This is a genomic window from Pectobacterium sp. IFB5596, assembly GCF_021432585.1.
Taxonomy (GTDB): Bacteria; Pseudomonadota; Gammaproteobacteria; order Enterobacterales; family Enterobacteriaceae; genus Pectobacterium; species Pectobacterium punjabense.
This window is the reverse complement of sequence record NZ_LXFY01000020.1, coordinates 1-15,645: the sequence shown is the minus strand read 5'-3', so window position 1 is coordinate 15,645 and position 15,645 is coordinate 1. Positions and strand designations below refer to the sequence as shown.

Genomic DNA, 15,645 nt, shown 5'->3' with positions numbered 1-15,645 from the left:
GAGAACGATAGTCAGCTTGTTCGAAGATTGGTTCTGATGGTTGTGTGGCACAAAAAGTGAAACATGACGGTTGGAATGAAACAGAATTTGCCTGGCGGCGATAGCGCGGTGGTCCCACCTGACCCCATGCCGAACTCAGAAGTGAAACGCCGTAGCGCCGATGGTAGTGTGGGGCTTCCCCATGTGAGAGTAGGGAACTGCCAGGCATCAAATTAAGCAGTAAGCCGGAGCAATCCGGTGGTTGTAAAGAAACTCGGTGGAGCGGTAGTTCAGTTGGTTAGAATACCTGCCTGTCACGCAGGGGGTCGCGGGTTCGAGCCCCGTCCGTTCCGCCACTTATTAAACATTATGCCTGCTAACTTTAGCAGGCATAATGTTAAGAGAAATATAGGGGCGTAGCTCAGTTGGTAGAGCACCGGTCTCCAAAACCGGGTGTCGCGAGTTCGAGTCTCTCCGCCCCTGCCAGATAAAACCCTTCACGTTATCGTGAAGGGTTTTTTTTGATCTGCATTTTATGCTCGATCCTGTCTTGTATCCCTCTTCCTGATTTCTCCATTATTTATCTCTATCGAATACCTGGTTAATCTAATTCATTGTTATTTAAAAAATAAAATCCTTTAATGTCCTTCTGACAGATCGTGCTGATTTAGCTGTAAATATGCACAAAATCACCGTAATACCAGGTTGTGAACTTGCTCATCTACCTTGTTCGATATTTGAACTAAAACTATCTACAACCTGAGTGAAGAGTAAGTCGTTTTCAAAACACGCCTTCAGGTTACATTCACTTGTGAGTGATATCTGCCAACATCACATCGGTAGCGCTATAGCATAAATTTGCGGCGCTACGCTGTACCTGAAATCTGACTACGTAGCTGTAAAGCGACACAGAAGGAGTTTAAGTATGTACAGACGTTTACTGGTAGCTGTTGCTGTAAGCATGGCATTGTGCGGTGCCGTGCAGGCAAAATCCTTAACTGTTGGGTTTTCCCAGATTGGTTCAGAATCAGGATGGCGCTCTGCGGAGACTAAAGTGTCAAAGCAGGAAGCAGAGAAACGTGGAATAACGTTGAAGATCGCTGATGCTCAGCAGAAACAAGAGAATCAGATCAAAGCTGTGCGGTCATTCATTGCCCAGGGCGTAGATGCCATATTTATCGCACCGGTCGTTGCCACTGGCTGGGCCCCTGTCTTACAGGAAGCGAAAGAAGCAAAAATCCCGGTTTTTCTACTTGATAGAACGATTGAAGTTAGTGATCCATCTCTGTATACCGCTGCTATCGCCTCTGACAGTGTCTATGAAGGAAAAGTGGCAGGGGAATGGCTTGTTAAAGAAGCCGCAGGTAAACCTTGTAATGTTGTTGAGTTACAGGGAACGGTTGGGGCTAGCGTAGCGATAAACCGCAAGAAAGGGTTTGCTGAAGGTATAGCTTCGGACCCGCAGATAAAAATTATCCGTTCACAATCGGGAGACTTTACTCGCAGTAAGGGTAAAGAGGTGATGGAAAGCTTTATTAAAGCTGAACAGAACGGAAAAAATATCTGTGCAGTTTATGCACATAATGATGACATGGCCATAGGTGCGATTCAGGCAATTAAAGAAGCGGGGCTAAAACCTGGCTCACAAATAAAAGTTGTCTCTATTGATGGTGTCCCTGATATTTTCAAGGCCATGATGAATGGTGAAGCTAACGCCACCGTTGAGTTAACACCTAATATGGCTGGACCTGCTTTTGATGCTTTATTAGCGATGAAGAAAGATGGAAAGCAGCCTGAAAAATTTATCCAGACAGAATCTCGTTTATTATTGCCTGACACGGCAAAACAGGAATATGAAACCAAAAAAGATCTTGGTTATTGATATTTATATTATGAATTCATCATTTATATAAATTTTGCTAAATACCTAGCAGAAATATGAATATGGAAAAGTAGGTTTACCCTGTTTTCTGCTCATTTAAACAAAGGAGCAGTGAATATTGTCAGCCTACTTACCATCATCTTGCTCGGGTGTGACGTGGCTTTGTTAAGTTGTCGTATAGGTGATGCTGATGGAAACGACACGGTTGTTAGATATTCGGGGCATGAGCGTTGAGTTTCCGGGGGTGAAAGCATTAGATCTGGTGGACTTCACGCTTAATCGCGGCGAGATAGTAGCGCTATTGGGGGAGAACGGTGCAGGTAAATCAACGCTGATTAAGGCGCTGACTGGTGTTTATCATCGCTCATCGGGTGACATTATCCTCGATGGTATTGCGATTAATCCTGTTAATACGGCCCATGCTCAATCATTAGGTATCGGTACAGTATATCAAGAAGTTAATCTATTACCGAATCTGTCCGTTGCGGCAAACTTATTTATTGGCCGTGAACCCACACGCTGGGGCATCGTTGACCAACATAAAATCTTGCGCCAAGCCGAAGCAATATTATTGAATTATGGGTTGATGATTGATGTTAGCCATCCGCTTGGCAATTATTCTATTGCAGTTCAGCAAATTGTCGCCATTGCCAGAGCTATCGATCTCTCTGCTAAAGTTTTAATTCTTGATGAGCCAACGGCAAGCCTTGATGCGAAAGAAGTCGAGATGTTGCTGGATATATTACGGAAGTTGCGCGATCGCGGAATCGGCATGATATTTGTTACGCATTTTCTGGATCAAGTTTATCGCATTAGCGACAGAATTACCGTTTTACGCAATGGGCGGCTAGCCGGGACATTACCTACTGCAGAATTACCGCGTATTGAATTAGTTCAAATGATGTTGGGACACAGTTTTGATGAAACATTATTGAAGCGGGGTAAACACAGTGACGTCTCGGGTGAGCCCATTGTGCAATTTAAACACTATGGCCGACGTGGCTCAATTAATGACTTCGATCTTTCCGTGCGTCCTGGAGAAATCGTTGGTCTGGCTGGCCTATTAGGGTCCGGCAGGACAGAAACGGCACAATTGATATTTGGCATCAATGTGTCTGACGCCGGAGAAGCCAGGGTTGATGGCAAACAAGTCAGCATTCGTACGCCGCGTGCAGCAGGGAAGCTGGGTTTTGGCTATTGCCCAGAGGATCGTAAAACTGACGGCATTGTCGGCGCAGCAACGGTACGAGAGAACATTATTCTGGCGCTTCAGGCACAGCGCGGCTGGCTGAAGCCCATTTCTTTACGTGAGCAAATCCGTATCGCTGAAAAATTTATTAGCCTGTTAGGGATTCGCACACCCAATGCTGAGCAAGAAATTCAGTATCTATCGGGAGGGAATCAGCAAAAAGTCCTGCTATCGCGCTGGCTGGCAACAGAGCCGCGTTTCTTGATTCTGGATGAGCCAACGAGAGGAATCGACGTTGGCGCACATGCCGAAATCATTCGCCTGATCGAAAGATTGTGCGAACAGGGGATGGCGCTATTGGTGATCTCTTCCGAACTGGAAGAACTGACCGGCTATGCCGATCGCATCATTGTGCTGCGCGATAGGCAACACGTTGCACATCTTGAACATAGCGAGATCTCGGTTGCCGCAGTGATGCAGGCAATCGCAGTACAAACGGGAGCGGCTGATGACAGACAATAACAGCAAACCTGCCAAAAAAGTGCGCCTAACGTTTACCAAGGGCGTGCCGCAGCTTCTGGCGCTGGTCGCTATTTTGTTGATTGACAGCATGGTCGCGCCAAACTTCTTCTCCCTCCACATTCAGGATGGGCGCTTGTTCGGTAGCCTTATCGACATTCTTAACCGCGGGGCACCCGTTGCGCTGCTGGCACTAGGCATGACGCTGGTGATTGCCACTGGCGGTATCGACTTATCGGTTGGCGCAGTCATGGCGATTGCGGGAGCGACAGCCGCAACGCTGACGGCTGCTGGTCATCCACTCCCTTCCGTATTACTGGCCGCGTTATTGGTTGGCGCACTATGTGGGCTATGGAATGGTTTTTTGGTCGCGGTATTACAGATTCAGCCGATTGTAGCGACCTTAATGCTGATGGTCGCTGGTCGAGGTATTGCTCAACTGATTACCGAAGGCCAGATTATTACATTTGATAATGCAGGATTGGCTAAGTTGGGCAGTGGGACGCTGTTCTATCTACCGATGCCAGTGATGATTGCCTGCGTGGTGTTGTTAGCGCTGTGGGCTCTGACGCGTAAAACGGCGCTTGGGCTATTTATCGAATCCGTCGGTATTAATCTACGCTCCGCTCGCAATGCCGGTGTGAGTACGAAGCTGGTATTAGTCGCGGCTTATGTCATCTGCGGTGTATGCGCCGCCGTGGCAGGCGTTATCGTAACGGCAGATATCCGCGGTGCGGATGCGAATAACGCGGGCCTCTGGCTGGAATTAGATGCGATTCTGGCTGTGGTGATCGGGGGCGGCTCCCTACTCGGAGGGCGTTTTAATTTACTGCTCTCTGTTGTCGGTGCTTTGATTATCCAAAGTATGAATACCGGAATTCTGCTATCTGGCTATCGGCCGGAATTTAATCTGGTTTTGAAGGCGCTCGTCGTTCTACTGGTTTTGGTCATGCAATCTCCGCGCATTTCTTTGCATCAACTGTTTAGGAGGAAAACATAATGTTGAAACGCCACTTCCCCCTGTTGATGACGATTCTGGTATTTATTGCGGGCTATTTATTCTGTCTCAGCCAGTTTCCCGGCTTTGCTTCGACGCGAGTTTTCTTTGATTTACTGACAGATAACGCTTTTTTAGGGATCGTGGCGGTTGGGATGACGTTTGTTATTCTGTCTGGCGGGATCGATCTCTCTGTAGGATCGGTTATTGCATTTACCGGTGTGTTACTGGCCAAATTGATCGGTGTGTATGGTATTGATCCTTTCTTTGCGTTCGCAATTGCGCTGGTGATGGGAGCGATGTTTGGCGGATTGATGGGATGGATTATCGATACGCTGAAATTGCCTGCATTTATTATCACGCTGGCCGGTATGTTCTTTGTCCGGGGTATGAGCTTTATCGTTTCACAGGAATCGATTCCCATCGAGCATCCTGTCTACAGCCAACTGGCGGGTTTAGCATGGCGCATGCCCGATGGAGGGCGTTTTACCTTTCTGGCGCTGGTTATGCTGATTGTGGTGCTGATTGGGATTGTGATGGCGCATCGTACCCGTTTCGGTAACCGTGTTTATGCGATTGGCGGTAACAGCTATTCTGCAGAGCTGATGGGTGTGCCCGTTAGGCGGACGACGATTCATATATACATGCTTTCCAGTACGTTAGCGGTGCTGTCAGGCATTGTTTTTTCGCTCTACACCTCTGCGGGCTATGCTCTGGCGGCAAGTGGCGTGGAGTTGGACGCCATCGCTGCTGTTGTGATCGGCGGTACGCTACTGACCGGTGGCGTTGGAACGGTATTGGGAACGCTGTTTGGCGTACTGATTCAGGGCCTGATTCAAACGTATATCACATTTGATGGCACCTTAAGCTCATGGTGGACAAAAATCGTCATCGGCTTCCTGCTGTTTGCTTTCATTGGGTTACAGAAAGCGTTAAGCACCTTCTGGTTAGCCAGACGTGCTTAAGTTAGTTGTGAGCAAAATAGGTCATGGATTAATCACAATAGGTGTTTTCAGTAACTGACGAATCATCGTCTGCTGATCGCTGTTTTGTAACCAAACGGCATAAAATGGGCGCACGACGGGCTGGTTGTCGCCGACTATCCTCAGATTGGTGTACGTTTGTAACCAATGGCTAGGTAAAAACGCGCAACCACCGGTTATCTCAAGCAACTGGCGGGTTAAATGGGCTGATGTTGTTGTCAGGACGGGGAGCTGCTCGCTGGCCAACAGGCGAGTCTCTTGCTGATGAAAATCTGCTCCCCATTCAAGTTTTATATAGGGTAGTTCCTGTCCGGGTGGGTGCGCTTCTGCTGCAAACAGCGAAAGGGAAAAATTGCCCAGTAGCTGGCTCGCCAATTCTTCCATTTTGGGTGGTTCAGTCGTAATCAACAGATCCAACTGGCGTTCATGGAGCTGTTTTACCAGCGAGTGGCGCAAGGCAATTCGCGCTTCTAACTGGAGCAGTGGGCGCTGTTGGTAGAGTGATTGTAGCCACGGTGTTAGATACACTTCCCATAATGAGGCAGTTGCCCCTACCGAGAGCAGACTGTGTTGCTGCGAACGTGCGACCTCTTTTTTGGCTATCTGCCAGGTACCGATAAGGCTTTCCGCATAGGGTAGAAGCCGTTCGCCGGCGGGGGTCAGACGTATATTGTTCCGATGGCGCGTGAATAGATTGGCACCAAGCTGTGTCTCTAACTGGCGAATCCGAAAACTCACCGCTGACTGCGTCAGATACAGGGATTCGGCAGCACGGCCAAAGTGTCTTGTCCTGCTGACTTCCAGAAAGGTTTTTAGTAATTCGGTGTCCACGCCCATCTCCAAAAAAATTTTGTCGTAATGATTTAAATGTTTTGTTTTACACAATGTCAAGCCTATCTAATACTCCGCGCCATAAACAACACGACCATAGAAGAATTAGGAGCGTGTAAGATGGCAGAAAGCTTCTCTACCACTCATCGTTTTTTTGATAACAAGTTCTACCCGCGTGGTTTTTCCCGACATGGCGACTTTACGATTAAAGAAGCACAACTGTTGGAACGCCACGGTTACGCGTTTAACGAACTGGATTTGGGTAAACGTGAACCAGTGACTGAAGAAGAAACATCGTTTGTTGCAATGTGTCGCGGCGAACGTAAAGCGGAAACAGAACTGGAAAAAATCTGGTCCAAATACCTGGAACGTGTCCGTCGTCCTAAACGCTTCCATACGTTGTCTGGTGGTAAGCCGCAAATGGATGCAGTGGAAGAATACACTGAAAGCGATGATTAATTAAGAATGGGGCATTAGCCCCATTTCTTTTTGGGGTAAATAATGACCGAATTTCCGCTATTCAAGGCTTTTATGGAGCTGGATAAGTAACCGATCCATGCAACGGTAGCTCAGCGCTTCGGCAAGATGCTTTCTCTCAATGTTGTCCCGATCGCCAAGGTCAGCGATCGTGCGCGCGACTTTCAATATCCTGTGCCAGGCGCGTACGGATAAGCCAAGTTTGTTCATCACTTCTTCCAGATAAGCCGCATCAGGTGGCTCTAACGTACAGTGCTTTTCTATTTCGCGCGAAGTTAGTAGTGCGTTGATTTTATTTGCCCGCTTCAGCTGTATCTGTCGTGCGATCAGTACGCGTTCGCGAATCGTCGCGCTAGTTTCCCCTTGATAGTGTTGCTGAGATAAAACGCCAGGTGGCAGTAAAGGAACCTCGATCGAAAGGTCAAAGCGATCTAAGAAGGGACCGGATAGTTTACTGAGATAGCGCAGTATCTGTTGGGCCGGTAATCGGTTATGAATGCCTTGGTAATGCCCTGACGGGCTGGGATTCATTGCGGCGACAAGCTGAACGCGTGCCGGGTAGCACACCTTGGCTCGGGTGCGGGAAATGATAATTTCACCCGATTCCAGAGGTTCTCGCAGCGAGTCTAAGACGCGTCGCTCAAACTCTGGTAATTCATCCAAAAACAGCACACCGTTGTGGGCGAGTGAGATTTCTCCGGGTTTGGGCAGCGAGCCTCCGCCTACGAGTGCCGCCATAGAAGAACTATGGTGAGGTGCTCTGAAGGGTCTGGCCCGCCAGCGCGTCATGGTGGCATCAATGTTAACCAGGCTGTTGATAGCGGCGCTTTCTAACGCTTCTTCATCGCTCAATGGAGGCATCAGATTGCCTAGCCGACTCGCCAGCATCGTTTTCCCTGTTCCCGGCGGCCCTAGCAATAGCAGGTTGTGGCCGCCTGCCGCCGCGATTTCCAACGCGCGTTTAGCCTGCTCCTGACCGATAATATCCTTTAGGTCTAGCGTATCTTCCCCTGTCTGTGCAAAGGACGTGATAGTGGAACAGCTGAGCAATTCCTCTTCTCCACTGAGAAAAGCACATACCTCTAGCAGATGACCCGCCATCAGCGCTTCACCCTGAGGTATCAGTGTCATTTCCCGTTTATTGTCATCTGGCAGGATAAGCTGACGGCCTGATTTTATGGCTTCCAAGGCAGCGGGAATCGCGCCATTAACGCCACGTAACGTGCCAGACAGGCCGAGCTCGCCGAGAAACTCATAGCGGCCTAGCTTTTCACCATCGATTTGTTCTGATGCCGCTAGAATCGCCAGAGCAATGGGTAGATCGTAGCGTCCCCCCTCTTTTGGCAGGTCTGCGGGAGCGAGATTGACCGTGATACGTTTTGCTGGAAATGTAAATCCGCAATTAATGAGTGCGCTGCGCACGCGATCGCGCGCTTCCTTCACGGTGGTTTCTGGTAAGCCTACCAGCGTTAAAGCGGGTAATCCGCTGCTGATGTGAACTTCGATGTAAACGCCCGGAGCTTGTACACCAATCATTGCCCGAGTATAGGTAACTGCCAATGACATGCTATTTCCCCTTTGATGATGGCTTGCATCATCTGCTGCAAGGGGGAAAAAGTAGAGACCGTTGTCGCTAGCCTGCGCGGCGGCGTCATAAAATAATCTTCTGTTTCAGCAATGGATAAAATTTGTGCGTACTGCGCCGCATTTATTTGGGGAAACGGTGCTCTTAGCATTATCTGGCGATCGGCAACGCATGTTTTCATTACTCTGTTTTCTGCTGCCAGCTCATTTTTACGCCAATAGACGAAAATAATTTCGCATGCTTCTACCTTATGATTACGTTGTGTTTTTTTCCGTATCATAGGTAATGCTTACTAGTGGCAATGAAAAAAAATTGTTGTCATGGCATGTCTTACTGTGATAACTCTGTAGGCATTCGTTCGACAGAAGATTAATGAACAACCTATTATGAAAGCCCTATCCCTAGTGATTAGCCTAGTCGTGATTAGCGTGGTGGTGATTATTATCCCACCGTGCGGGGCTGCACTTGGACGAAGAATGGCTTAGAAATCAAGGCCTGATTCAAGAAAACCCCCGCACCGAAAGGTCGGGGGTTTTTTGTTGGGCGTAATCTATAACGAAAAGGAACAGAAAATGAACATTAGCATAAAATTCTGTTATTCCCATAAGATGTCGGGGAAATAACTATGAATGGAGCACAGTGGGTGGTACAAGCGTTGCGAGCGCAGGGAGTGGACACCGTTTTTGGGTATCCGGGTGGCGCAATAATGCCAGTCTATGATGCACTTTATGACGGCGGCGTAAAACACCTGCTGTGTCGCCATGAGCAAGGCGCGGCAATGGCGGCGATTGGCTATGCCCGTGCGACGGGTAACGTCGGTGTTTGTATAGCGACATCTGGCCCTGGTGCTACCAACCTGATCACCGGTCTGGCTGATGCGTTGCTGGACTCCGTACCTGTCGTGGCGATCACCGGACAGGTGGGGTCGGCGCTGATTGGCACCGACGCTTTTCAGGAAATCGACGTGCTGGGTCTGTCACTGGCCTGTACGAAACACAGTTTTCTGGTTGAGTCTCTCGAATCATTGCCGGAAGTGATGGCAGAAGCGTTCGCGATTGCCAACAGCGGTCGCCCTGGCCCTGTTCTGGTCGATATTCCTAAAGATATTCAGTTAGCTGTCGGAGATTTCATCCCGAACTTTGCGCCCGTTGCTAATGATATTGATTTCCCTGAACAAGATATCGCGCAGGCGTACGCGCTGTTAGCGAAAGCGCAAAAACCCGTGCTGTACGTTGGCGGTGGTGTTGGCATGGCGAATGCAGTTCCGGCGCTGCGCGAATTTCTGAGTGTGACGGATATTCCTTCAGTGTCGACGCTGAAAGGGCTGGGTGCCGTGGATGCCAATCATCCCTATTATCTCGGTATGATTGGTATGCACGGCACGAAGGCGGCGAACCTGATTGTGCAGGAGTGTGATTTGTTAATCGCGGTCGGGGCCCGTTTTGATGACCGCGTGACTGGCAAGCTGAATGCCTTCGCGCCTCATGCCAGCGTGATTCACATGGATATCGACCCAGCGGAGCTGAGCAAATTGCGCCACGCTAATGTTGCACTGCAAGGCGATCTGAAGGCGATATTACCTGCGCTGCAACAGCCGCTGAACGTCAGTGCGTGGCGTCAGCAGGCCACCATGATGAAGGCGGAATATCCGTGGCGTTACGATCATCCTGGTCAGGCGATTTATGCCCCCGCGTTGTTGAAAACGATCTCTGAACGCATGGATACGGATACCGTGGTCACGACCGATGTCGGTCAGCACCAAATGTGGGCTGCACAGCACATGACGTTCAGCCGTCCTGAGAATTTCATCACTTCCAGCGGTCTCGGTACGATGGGTTTTGGCGTACCCGCAGCGGTAGGTGCGCAGGTTGCACGCCCGGACGACATGGTTATCTGCATTTCCGGTGACGGTTCTTTCATGATGAATGTTCAGGAACTGGGCACTATCAAGCGAAAACGACTGCCGTTGAAGATCGTGTTACTGGACAACCAACGGTTAGGCATGGTGCGCCAGTGGCAGCAGTTATTCTTTGATGAACGCTACAGTGAAACCGATCTCTCCGATAACCCTGATTTCCTGACGCTGGCGAGTGCATTTGATATTCCCGGCCAGCGCATTACCCGTAAAGATCAAATTGATGTCGCGCTGGATGCTCTATTTAACAGCGAAGGACCCTATTTACTGCACGTATCGATCGATGAATACGAAAACGTCTGGCCGCTGGTTCCGCCGGGTGCGGGTAATGAAACGATGCTCGATAAAACCAAATAAGCTCGACGAAACCAACTAATGGCTGACTTACACAGAATAAGTGCTGGAGACAACAGAATGACACACCACCAACTTTCGATTCAGGCGCGTTTTCGTCCCGAGGTTCTGGAGCGTGTATTGCGTGTTACCCGCCATCGCGGTTTTAAAGTTTGCGCGATGAATATGGTGCAAACCACTAATACCGATCACATTAATATTGAACTGACCGTTGCCAGCCATCGCTCTGTGGATTTATTGTCAACACAACTAAGTAAGCTGTTGGATATTGCCTGCGTTGACATTCAACCGATGACGACATCACAGCAGATCAGCGCCTAACGCAAAAGAGTAAGGAAAAAAAGAATGACAAAAAAAGCGGACTACATTTGGTTCAATGGCGAGATGGTTCCTTGGGCTGAAGCAAAAGTACACGTGATGTCGCATGCCCTGCACTATGGCACGTCAGTGTTTGAGGGCGTTCGTTGCTACAATTCACATAAGGGGCCGGTAGTTTTCCGTCACCGTGAGCACATGCAGCGCCTGCGTGATTCGGCAAAAATTTACCGCATGCCGGTCGCACAAAGTGTGGATGAGTTGATGGAAGCCTGTCGTGAAACGCTGCGCAAAAATAACCTGACCAGCGCGTATATTCGCCCACTGGTGTTTATTGGTGATGTGGGGATGGGCGTTAACCCACCAGACGGTTATAAAACCGACGTGATTATCGCGGCGTTCCCATGGGGCGCGTATCTGGGTGAAGAGGCGCTGGAGGCGGGTATTGACGCGATGGTATCGTCCTGGAACCGTGTCGCGGCGAATACCATTCCGACTGCCGCTAAAGCGGGCGGTAACTATCTGTCCTCCTTGCTGGTGGGTAGTGAAGCACGTCGCCACGGCTATCAGGAAGGGATTGCGCTGGATGTCCACGGCTATGTTTCTGAAGGTGCCGGCGAGAACCTGTTTGAAGTGAAGGACGGTATTATCTTCACGCCGCCGTTTACCTCTTCGGCTCTGCCGGGCATTACGCGCGACGCCATCATCAAGTTGGCGAAGGACGCAGGATATGAAGTGCGCGAGCAGGTGCTGTCCCGTGAGTCACTGTATCTGGCGGATGAAGTGTTTATGTCCGGCACGGCGGCGGAAATTACGCCGGTACGTAGCGTAGACGGCATTCAGGTCGGCATTGGCAAACGTGGTCCGGTGACCAAAGCCTTGCAGCAGGCATTTTTTGGCCTCTTCACGGGTGAAACCGAAGATAAATGGGGCTGGTTGGACCCGATAAATCAGTAAATTATATACCCTAACGAGTTTGAGCCGCAGGACAAAACGTTAACGTTTTGAACAACGCAGAGCGTTGACCCTTCAGGGCGAAGCTCAGCGATGAGCGAGTAATGCTAGCGTACATGTAGCTTGAAATATAATGGGTATAGAGACAGACAGTCAGGCGGTGACTCGTTCCGTCATCGCCAAATTCGTAATTTTTGGAGTAATAGAGCATGCCTAAGTACCGTTCAGCCACCACCACACACGGCCGTAATATGGCCGGTGCCCGAGCCTTGTGGCGCGCCACCGGGATGACCGACAATGATTTTGGTAAACCCATTATCGCGGTGGTTAACTCCTTCACCCAATTCGTGCCCGGCCACGTGCACTTGCGCGATTTGGGGAAACTGGTTGCCGAGCAAATCGAAGCTTCTGGTGGTGTCGCGAAAGAATTCAACACGATCGCAGTGGACGACGGCATTGCCATGGGTCACGGCGGTATGCTCTATTCTCTGCCTTCCCGTGAACTGATTGCCGATTCGGTAGAATACATGGTGAATGCCCACTGTGCAGATGCGATGGTGTGTATCTCCAACTGCGACAAAATCACCCCAGGGATGTTGATGGCATCGCTGCGCCTGAATATTCCCGTGATTTTCGTTTCTGGCGGCCCGATGGAAGCGGGGAAAACCAAATTATCCGATCAGATCATCAAGCTGGATCTGGTCGATGCGATGATCCAGGGCGCAGATCCGAAAGTCTCCGATGAACAGAGCGATCAGATCGAGCGTTCTGCCTGCCCGACCTGTGGTTCCTGCTCTGGTATGTTTACCGCCAACTCCATGAACTGCCTGACTGAAGCACTGGGCCTGTCTCAGCCAGGTAACGGTTCGCTGCTGGCGACACACGCTGACCGTAAGCAACTGTTCCTGAATGCAGGCAAACGCATTGTTGGTCTGGCGAAGCGCTACTACGAGCAGGATGATGAGAGCGTGCTGCCACGTAACATCGCCAATAAAGCGGCTTTTGAAAATGCCATGATTCTGGATATCGCGATGGGTGGCTCCACCAATACCGTCCTGCACCTGCTGGCGTCAGCGCAGGAAGGCGAAGTGGACTTCACCATGACAGATATCGACAGGCTGTCACGCCAGGTTCCACATCTGTGTAAGGTGGCGCCGAGTACGCAGAAATACCACATGGAAGACGTACACCGTGCAGGCGGCGTGATCGGCATTCTTGGCGAGTTGGACAGAGCCGGTCTGCTGAACCGTGAAGTGAAGAACGTGCTGGGCAAAACGCTGCCGGAAACGTTGGAAGCTTATGACGTCATGCTGACACAGGATGAAAGTGTGAAAAGCATGTATTCCGCTGGCCCGGCGGGTATTCGCACGACCAAAGCATTTTCTCAGGATTGCCGCTGGGATTCACTGGATACCGATCGTCAGGAAGGCTGTATTCGTTCCCGCGAGTTTGCCTACAGTCAGGATGGTGGTCTGGCCGTGCTGTACGGTAATTTGGCAGAGAATGGTTGTATCGTGAAAACCGCTGGCGTGGATGAAGGTAGCCTGGTATTCCGCGGTCCGGCGAAAGTTTATGAAAGTCAGGATGATGCGGTAGACGCCATTCTGGGTGGTAAAGTTGTGGCGGGTGATGTGGTTGTTATCCGCTATGAAGGGCCGAAAGGCGGGCCGGGCATGCAGGAAATGCTGTATCCGACCACCTACCTGAAATCGATGGGGTTAGGTAAAAGCTGTGCGCTGATCACTGATGGACGCTTCTCTGGCGGTACCTCTGGTCTGTCTATCGGCCATGCGTCCCCTGAAGCGGCCAGCGGCGGCACCATTGCTCTGGTACAGGATGGAGACATCATTGCGATTGATATTCCGAACCGTAGTATTGCGCTGGTTCTGGATGACAATGAGTTAGCGAGCCGCCGCGCAGCGGAAGAGGCGAGAGGCGAACAGGCCTGGACGCCACATAATCGTGAACGTCAGGTTTCTTTTGCGCTACGTGCGTACGCCAGCCTGGCAACCAGCGCAGATAAAGGCGCTGTGCGGGATAAAAGCAAGCTGGGAGGCTAATGCTGATGGCTGTGTCACAACCTCTTCCTGCCGCGCCGGGAGGCGCGGAGTACCTGCGGGCGATCTTGCGGTCGCCAGTGTATGAAATCACGCAGGTCACACCGCTGGAGAAGATGGATAAGATCTCTTCGCGGCTGGGTAATGTCATTCTGGTAAAACGTGAAGACAGACACGCGGTGCACAGCTTTAAGCTGCGCGGTGCCTACGCGATGATGGCGGGTCTGAGCGATGAACAAAAATCACACGGTGTGGTAACGGCGTCAGCCGGTAACCATGCGCAAGGGGTCGCGCTCTCCTCCAGCAAACTGGGAATTAAATCGCTGATTGTGATGCCGGTGGCGACAGCCGACATTAAGGTGGATGCCGTGCGTGGTTTTGGCGGGGAAGTGCTGTTACACGGCGCTAACTTTGATGAAGCCAAAGCCAAGGCGATTGAACTGTCAGAGCAGCAGCATATGACCTTTCTGCCGCCGTTCGATCATCCTGCGGTGATTGCCGGACAAGGTACGCTGGCACTGGAGTTGCTACAGCAGGATGCCCACCTGGATCGCGTGTTTGTGCCAGTCGGTGGTGGTGGCTTGGCTGCCGGTGTTGCTGTGCTGATTAAGCAACTGATGCCGCAGATTCAGGTGATCGGCGTGGAAGCGGAAGATTCCGCCTGTCTGCGAGCGGCGCTGGATGCTGGGCAACCGGTCGATCTGCCACGTGTTGGGCTGTTTGCCGAAGGCGTGGCGGTGAAGCGCATCGGCAATGAAACTTTCCGCCTGTGCCGGGAATATCTGGATGACGTGATTACCGTCGACAGCGATGCAATCTGTGCGGCAGTGAAAGACCTGTTCGAAGACGTCCGTGCGATTGCGGAACCGTCTGGCGCGTTGGCGTTGGCGGGGATGAAAAAATATATCCAACAGCATCAGATTCAGGGTGAGCGTTTGGCTCATATCCTGTCTGGTGCAAACGTCAACTTCCACGGATTGCGTTACGTTTCCGAACGCTGCGAACTGGGCGAACAGCGTGAAGCCTTGCTGGCTGTGACGATCCCCGAAAAACAGGGAAGCTTCCTGAAGTTTTGCCAACTGCTGGGTGGTCGCTCTGTCACTGAGTTCAACTATCGCTATGCGGATGCCAAAGACGCCTGCATTTTTGTTGGTGTGCGTTTGACGCGAGGCTATGCGGAGCGGCAGGAAATTATCGCTGAGCTTTCCGCCGACGGTTATGAAGTGGTGGATTTGTCCGATGATGAAATGGCGAAGCTGCATGTGCGCTACATGGTCGGCGGACGGCCTTCCAAACCACTACAGGAACGGCTGTACAGCTTTGAATTCCCAGAGTCACCGGGTGCGTTGCTTAAGTTCCTGCATACGCTGGGGACGCACTGGAATATTTCTCTGTTCCATTACCGCAGCCACGGCACAGATTTTGGCCGCGTGCTGGCCGCGTTCGAGTTGGATGAAGGCGATCGGGAATTCGAGCAGCACTTGCAGGCGCTGGGCTATGAATGCCATGACGAAACCAATAATCCGGCGTTCCGCTTCTTTTTAGCGGGTTAAGTACGAAAGATTGGAAGAAATAAAAAACACGGCGGAATGTTCGCCGTGTTTTTTT

At 50.7% G+C, this 15,645-nt stretch carries 14 protein-coding genes, 2 tRNA genes and 1 rRNA gene; 14 read left to right on the top strand and 3 right to left on the bottom strand.

Going from position 1 to position 15,645, the window contains the following annotated elements; translation table 11 throughout:
* Positions 1 to 90: 90 nt before the first annotated feature.
* From rrf to yjfF, 7 genes are all read left to right on the top strand, one after another.
* Positions 91 to 206 (top strand): 5S ribosomal RNA (gene rrf, locus A6301_RS13605).
* A 52-nt stretch (positions 207 to 258) separates the two neighbouring features.
* A tRNA-Asp gene (locus A6301_RS13600) sits at positions 259 to 335 on the top strand.
* A gap of 54 nt (positions 336 to 389) precedes the next feature.
* Positions 390 to 465, top strand: a tRNA-Trp gene (locus tag A6301_RS13595).
* A gap of 439 nt (positions 466 to 904) precedes the next feature.
* Complete coding sequence (gene ytfQ / locus A6301_RS13590; protein ID WP_234257999.1) at positions 905 to 1,861, top strand: galactofuranose ABC transporter, galactofuranose-binding protein YtfQ; 957 nt, start codon at positions 905 to 907, stop codon at positions 1,859 to 1,861.
* 190 nt (positions 1,862 to 2,051) lie between these two features.
* Positions 2,052 to 3,572 carry a galactofuranose ABC transporter, ATP-binding protein YtfR gene (ytfR, locus tag A6301_RS13585; protein WP_215483892.1) on the top strand — a complete coding sequence of 507 codons (1,521 nt, stop codon included), beginning with the start codon at positions 2,052 to 2,054 and terminating at the stop codon, positions 3,570 to 3,572.
* Positions 3,559 to 4,569: a galactofuranose ABC transporter, ATP-binding protein YtfT gene (gene ytfT / locus A6301_RS13580; protein ID WP_234257998.1), complete on the top strand. Its 1,011-nt coding sequence runs from the start codon at positions 3,559 to 3,561 to the stop codon at positions 4,567 to 4,569. Before ytfR ends, ytfT begins: the two co-directional genes overlap by 14 nt.
* Entirely contained in the window at positions 4,569 to 5,531 is a 963-nt protein-coding gene (gene yjfF / locus A6301_RS13575; protein ID WP_205540711.1) for a galactofuranose ABC transporter, permease protein YjfF, read from the top strand. Before ytfT ends, yjfF begins: the two co-directional genes overlap by 1 nt.
* Before the next feature lie 21 nt (positions 5,532 to 5,552).
* Here the strand turns inward: yjfF and hdfR are convergent, their stop codons facing one another.
* Positions 5,553 to 6,380, bottom strand: coding sequence for an HTH-type transcriptional regulator HdfR (gene hdfR, locus A6301_RS13570; protein WP_205540712.1), 828 nt, complete (start codon positions 6,378 to 6,380; stop codon positions 5,553 to 5,555).
* A 120-nt stretch (positions 6,381 to 6,500) separates the two neighbouring features.
* Between hdfR and A6301_RS13565 the strand changes: the two genes are divergently transcribed.
* Positions 6,501 to 6,839: a DUF413 domain-containing protein gene (locus A6301_RS13565; RefSeq protein ID WP_014701822.1), complete on the top strand. Its 339-nt coding sequence runs from the start codon at positions 6,501 to 6,503 to the stop codon at positions 6,837 to 6,839.
* A gap of 57 nt (positions 6,840 to 6,896) precedes the next feature.
* On the opposite strand, the gene A6301_RS13560 is transcribed toward A6301_RS13565, so the two are convergent.
* Together A6301_RS13560 and A6301_RS13555 are read right to left on the bottom strand one after the other, a co-directional pair.
* A complete protein-coding gene (locus A6301_RS13560) occupies positions 6,897 to 8,423 on the bottom strand; it encodes a YifB family Mg chelatase-like AAA ATPase (RefSeq protein WP_205540713.1) in 1,527 nt (508 codons plus the stop codon).
* Positions 8,390 to 8,722, bottom strand: coding sequence for a hypothetical protein (locus tag A6301_RS13555; RefSeq protein ID WP_234257997.1), 333 nt, complete (start codon positions 8,720 to 8,722; stop codon positions 8,390 to 8,392). Before A6301_RS13555 ends, A6301_RS13560 begins: the two co-directional genes overlap by 34 nt.
* A 106-nt stretch (positions 8,723 to 8,828) precedes the next feature.
* Here A6301_RS13555 and ilvL point away from each other — a divergent pair, with 106 nt between their 5' ends.
* The 6 genes from ilvL (at position 8,829) to ilvA (ending at position 15,590) form a co-directional block, all read left to right on the top strand.
* Entirely contained in the window at positions 8,829 to 8,927 is a 99-nt protein-coding gene (gene ilvL, locus A6301_RS13550; protein WP_071531109.1) for an ilv operon leader peptide, read from the top strand.
* Positions 8,928 to 9,067: 140 nt separating this feature from the next.
* Positions 9,068 to 10,714, top strand: coding sequence for an acetolactate synthase 2 catalytic subunit (ilvG, locus tag A6301_RS13545; protein ID WP_205540715.1), 1,647 nt, complete (start codon positions 9,068 to 9,070; stop codon positions 10,712 to 10,714).
* 57 nt (positions 10,715 to 10,771) lie between these two features.
* Positions 10,772 to 11,032, top strand: coding sequence for an acetolactate synthase 2 small subunit (gene ilvM, locus A6301_RS13540; protein WP_005969103.1), 261 nt, complete (start codon positions 10,772 to 10,774; stop codon positions 11,030 to 11,032).
* A 24-nt stretch (positions 11,033 to 11,056) separates the two neighbouring features.
* Positions 11,057 to 11,983 carry a branched-chain amino acid transaminase gene (locus A6301_RS13535; protein ID WP_107168999.1) on the top strand — a complete coding sequence of 309 codons (927 nt, stop codon included), beginning with the start codon at positions 11,057 to 11,059 and terminating at the stop codon, positions 11,981 to 11,983.
* Between the two features lie 206 nt (positions 11,984 to 12,189).
* Positions 12,190 to 14,040 (top strand): dihydroxy-acid dehydratase, encoded by a 1,851-nt coding sequence (gene ilvD, locus A6301_RS13530; RefSeq protein ID WP_107169000.1) that lies wholly within the window; start codon positions 12,190 to 12,192, stop codon positions 14,038 to 14,040.
* Between the two features lie 5 nt (positions 14,041 to 14,045).
* The gene (ilvA, locus tag A6301_RS13525; RefSeq protein WP_205540717.1) at positions 14,046 to 15,590 is read left to right on the top strand and encodes a threonine ammonia-lyase, biosynthetic; all 1,545 of its coding nucleotides are present in this window, start codon (positions 14,046 to 14,048) and stop codon (positions 15,588 to 15,590) included.
* Positions 15,591 to 15,645 lie beyond the last annotated feature (55 nt).

Excerpts from the sequence above, each read along its gene's own strand:
- ytfQ (WP_234257999.1), top strand. The coding sequence starts at position 905 with ATGTACAGACGTTTACTGGTAGCTGTTGCTGTAAGCATGGCATTGTGC.
- ytfR (WP_215483892.1), top strand. The coding sequence starts at position 2,052 with ATGGAAACGACACGGTTGTTAGATATTCGGGGCATGAGCGTTGAGTTT.
- ytfT (WP_234257998.1), top strand. The coding sequence starts at position 3,559 with ATGACAGACAATAACAGCAAACCTGCCAAAAAAGTGCGCCTAACGTTT.
- yjfF (WP_205540711.1), top strand. The coding sequence starts at position 4,569 with ATGTTGAAACGCCACTTCCCCCTGTTGATGACGATTCTGGTATTTATT.
- A6301_RS13565 (WP_014701822.1), top strand. The coding sequence starts at position 6,501 with ATGGCAGAAAGCTTCTCTACCACTCATCGTTTTTTTGATAACAAGTTC.
- A6301_RS13560 (WP_205540713.1), bottom strand. The coding sequence starts at position 8,423 with ATGTCATTGGCAGTTACCTATACTCGGGCAATGATTGGTGTACAAGCT.
- A6301_RS13555 (WP_234257997.1), bottom strand. The coding sequence starts at position 8,722 with ATGATACGGAAAAAAACACAACGTAATCATAAGGTAGAAGCATGCGAA.
- ilvL (WP_071531109.1), top strand. The coding sequence starts at position 8,829 with ATGAAAGCCCTATCCCTAGTGATTAGCCTAGTCGTGATTAGCGTGGTG.
- ilvG (WP_205540715.1), top strand. The coding sequence starts at position 9,068 with ATGAATGGAGCACAGTGGGTGGTACAAGCGTTGCGAGCGCAGGGAGTG.
- ilvM (WP_005969103.1), top strand. The coding sequence starts at position 10,772 with ATGACACACCACCAACTTTCGATTCAGGCGCGTTTTCGTCCCGAGGTT.
- A6301_RS13535 (WP_107168999.1), top strand. The coding sequence starts at position 11,057 with ATGACAAAAAAAGCGGACTACATTTGGTTCAATGGCGAGATGGTTCCT.
- ilvD (WP_107169000.1), top strand. The coding sequence starts at position 12,190 with ATGCCTAAGTACCGTTCAGCCACCACCACACACGGCCGTAATATGGCC.
- ilvA (WP_205540717.1), top strand. The coding sequence starts at position 14,046 with ATGGCTGTGTCACAACCTCTTCCTGCCGCGCCGGGAGGCGCGGAGTAC.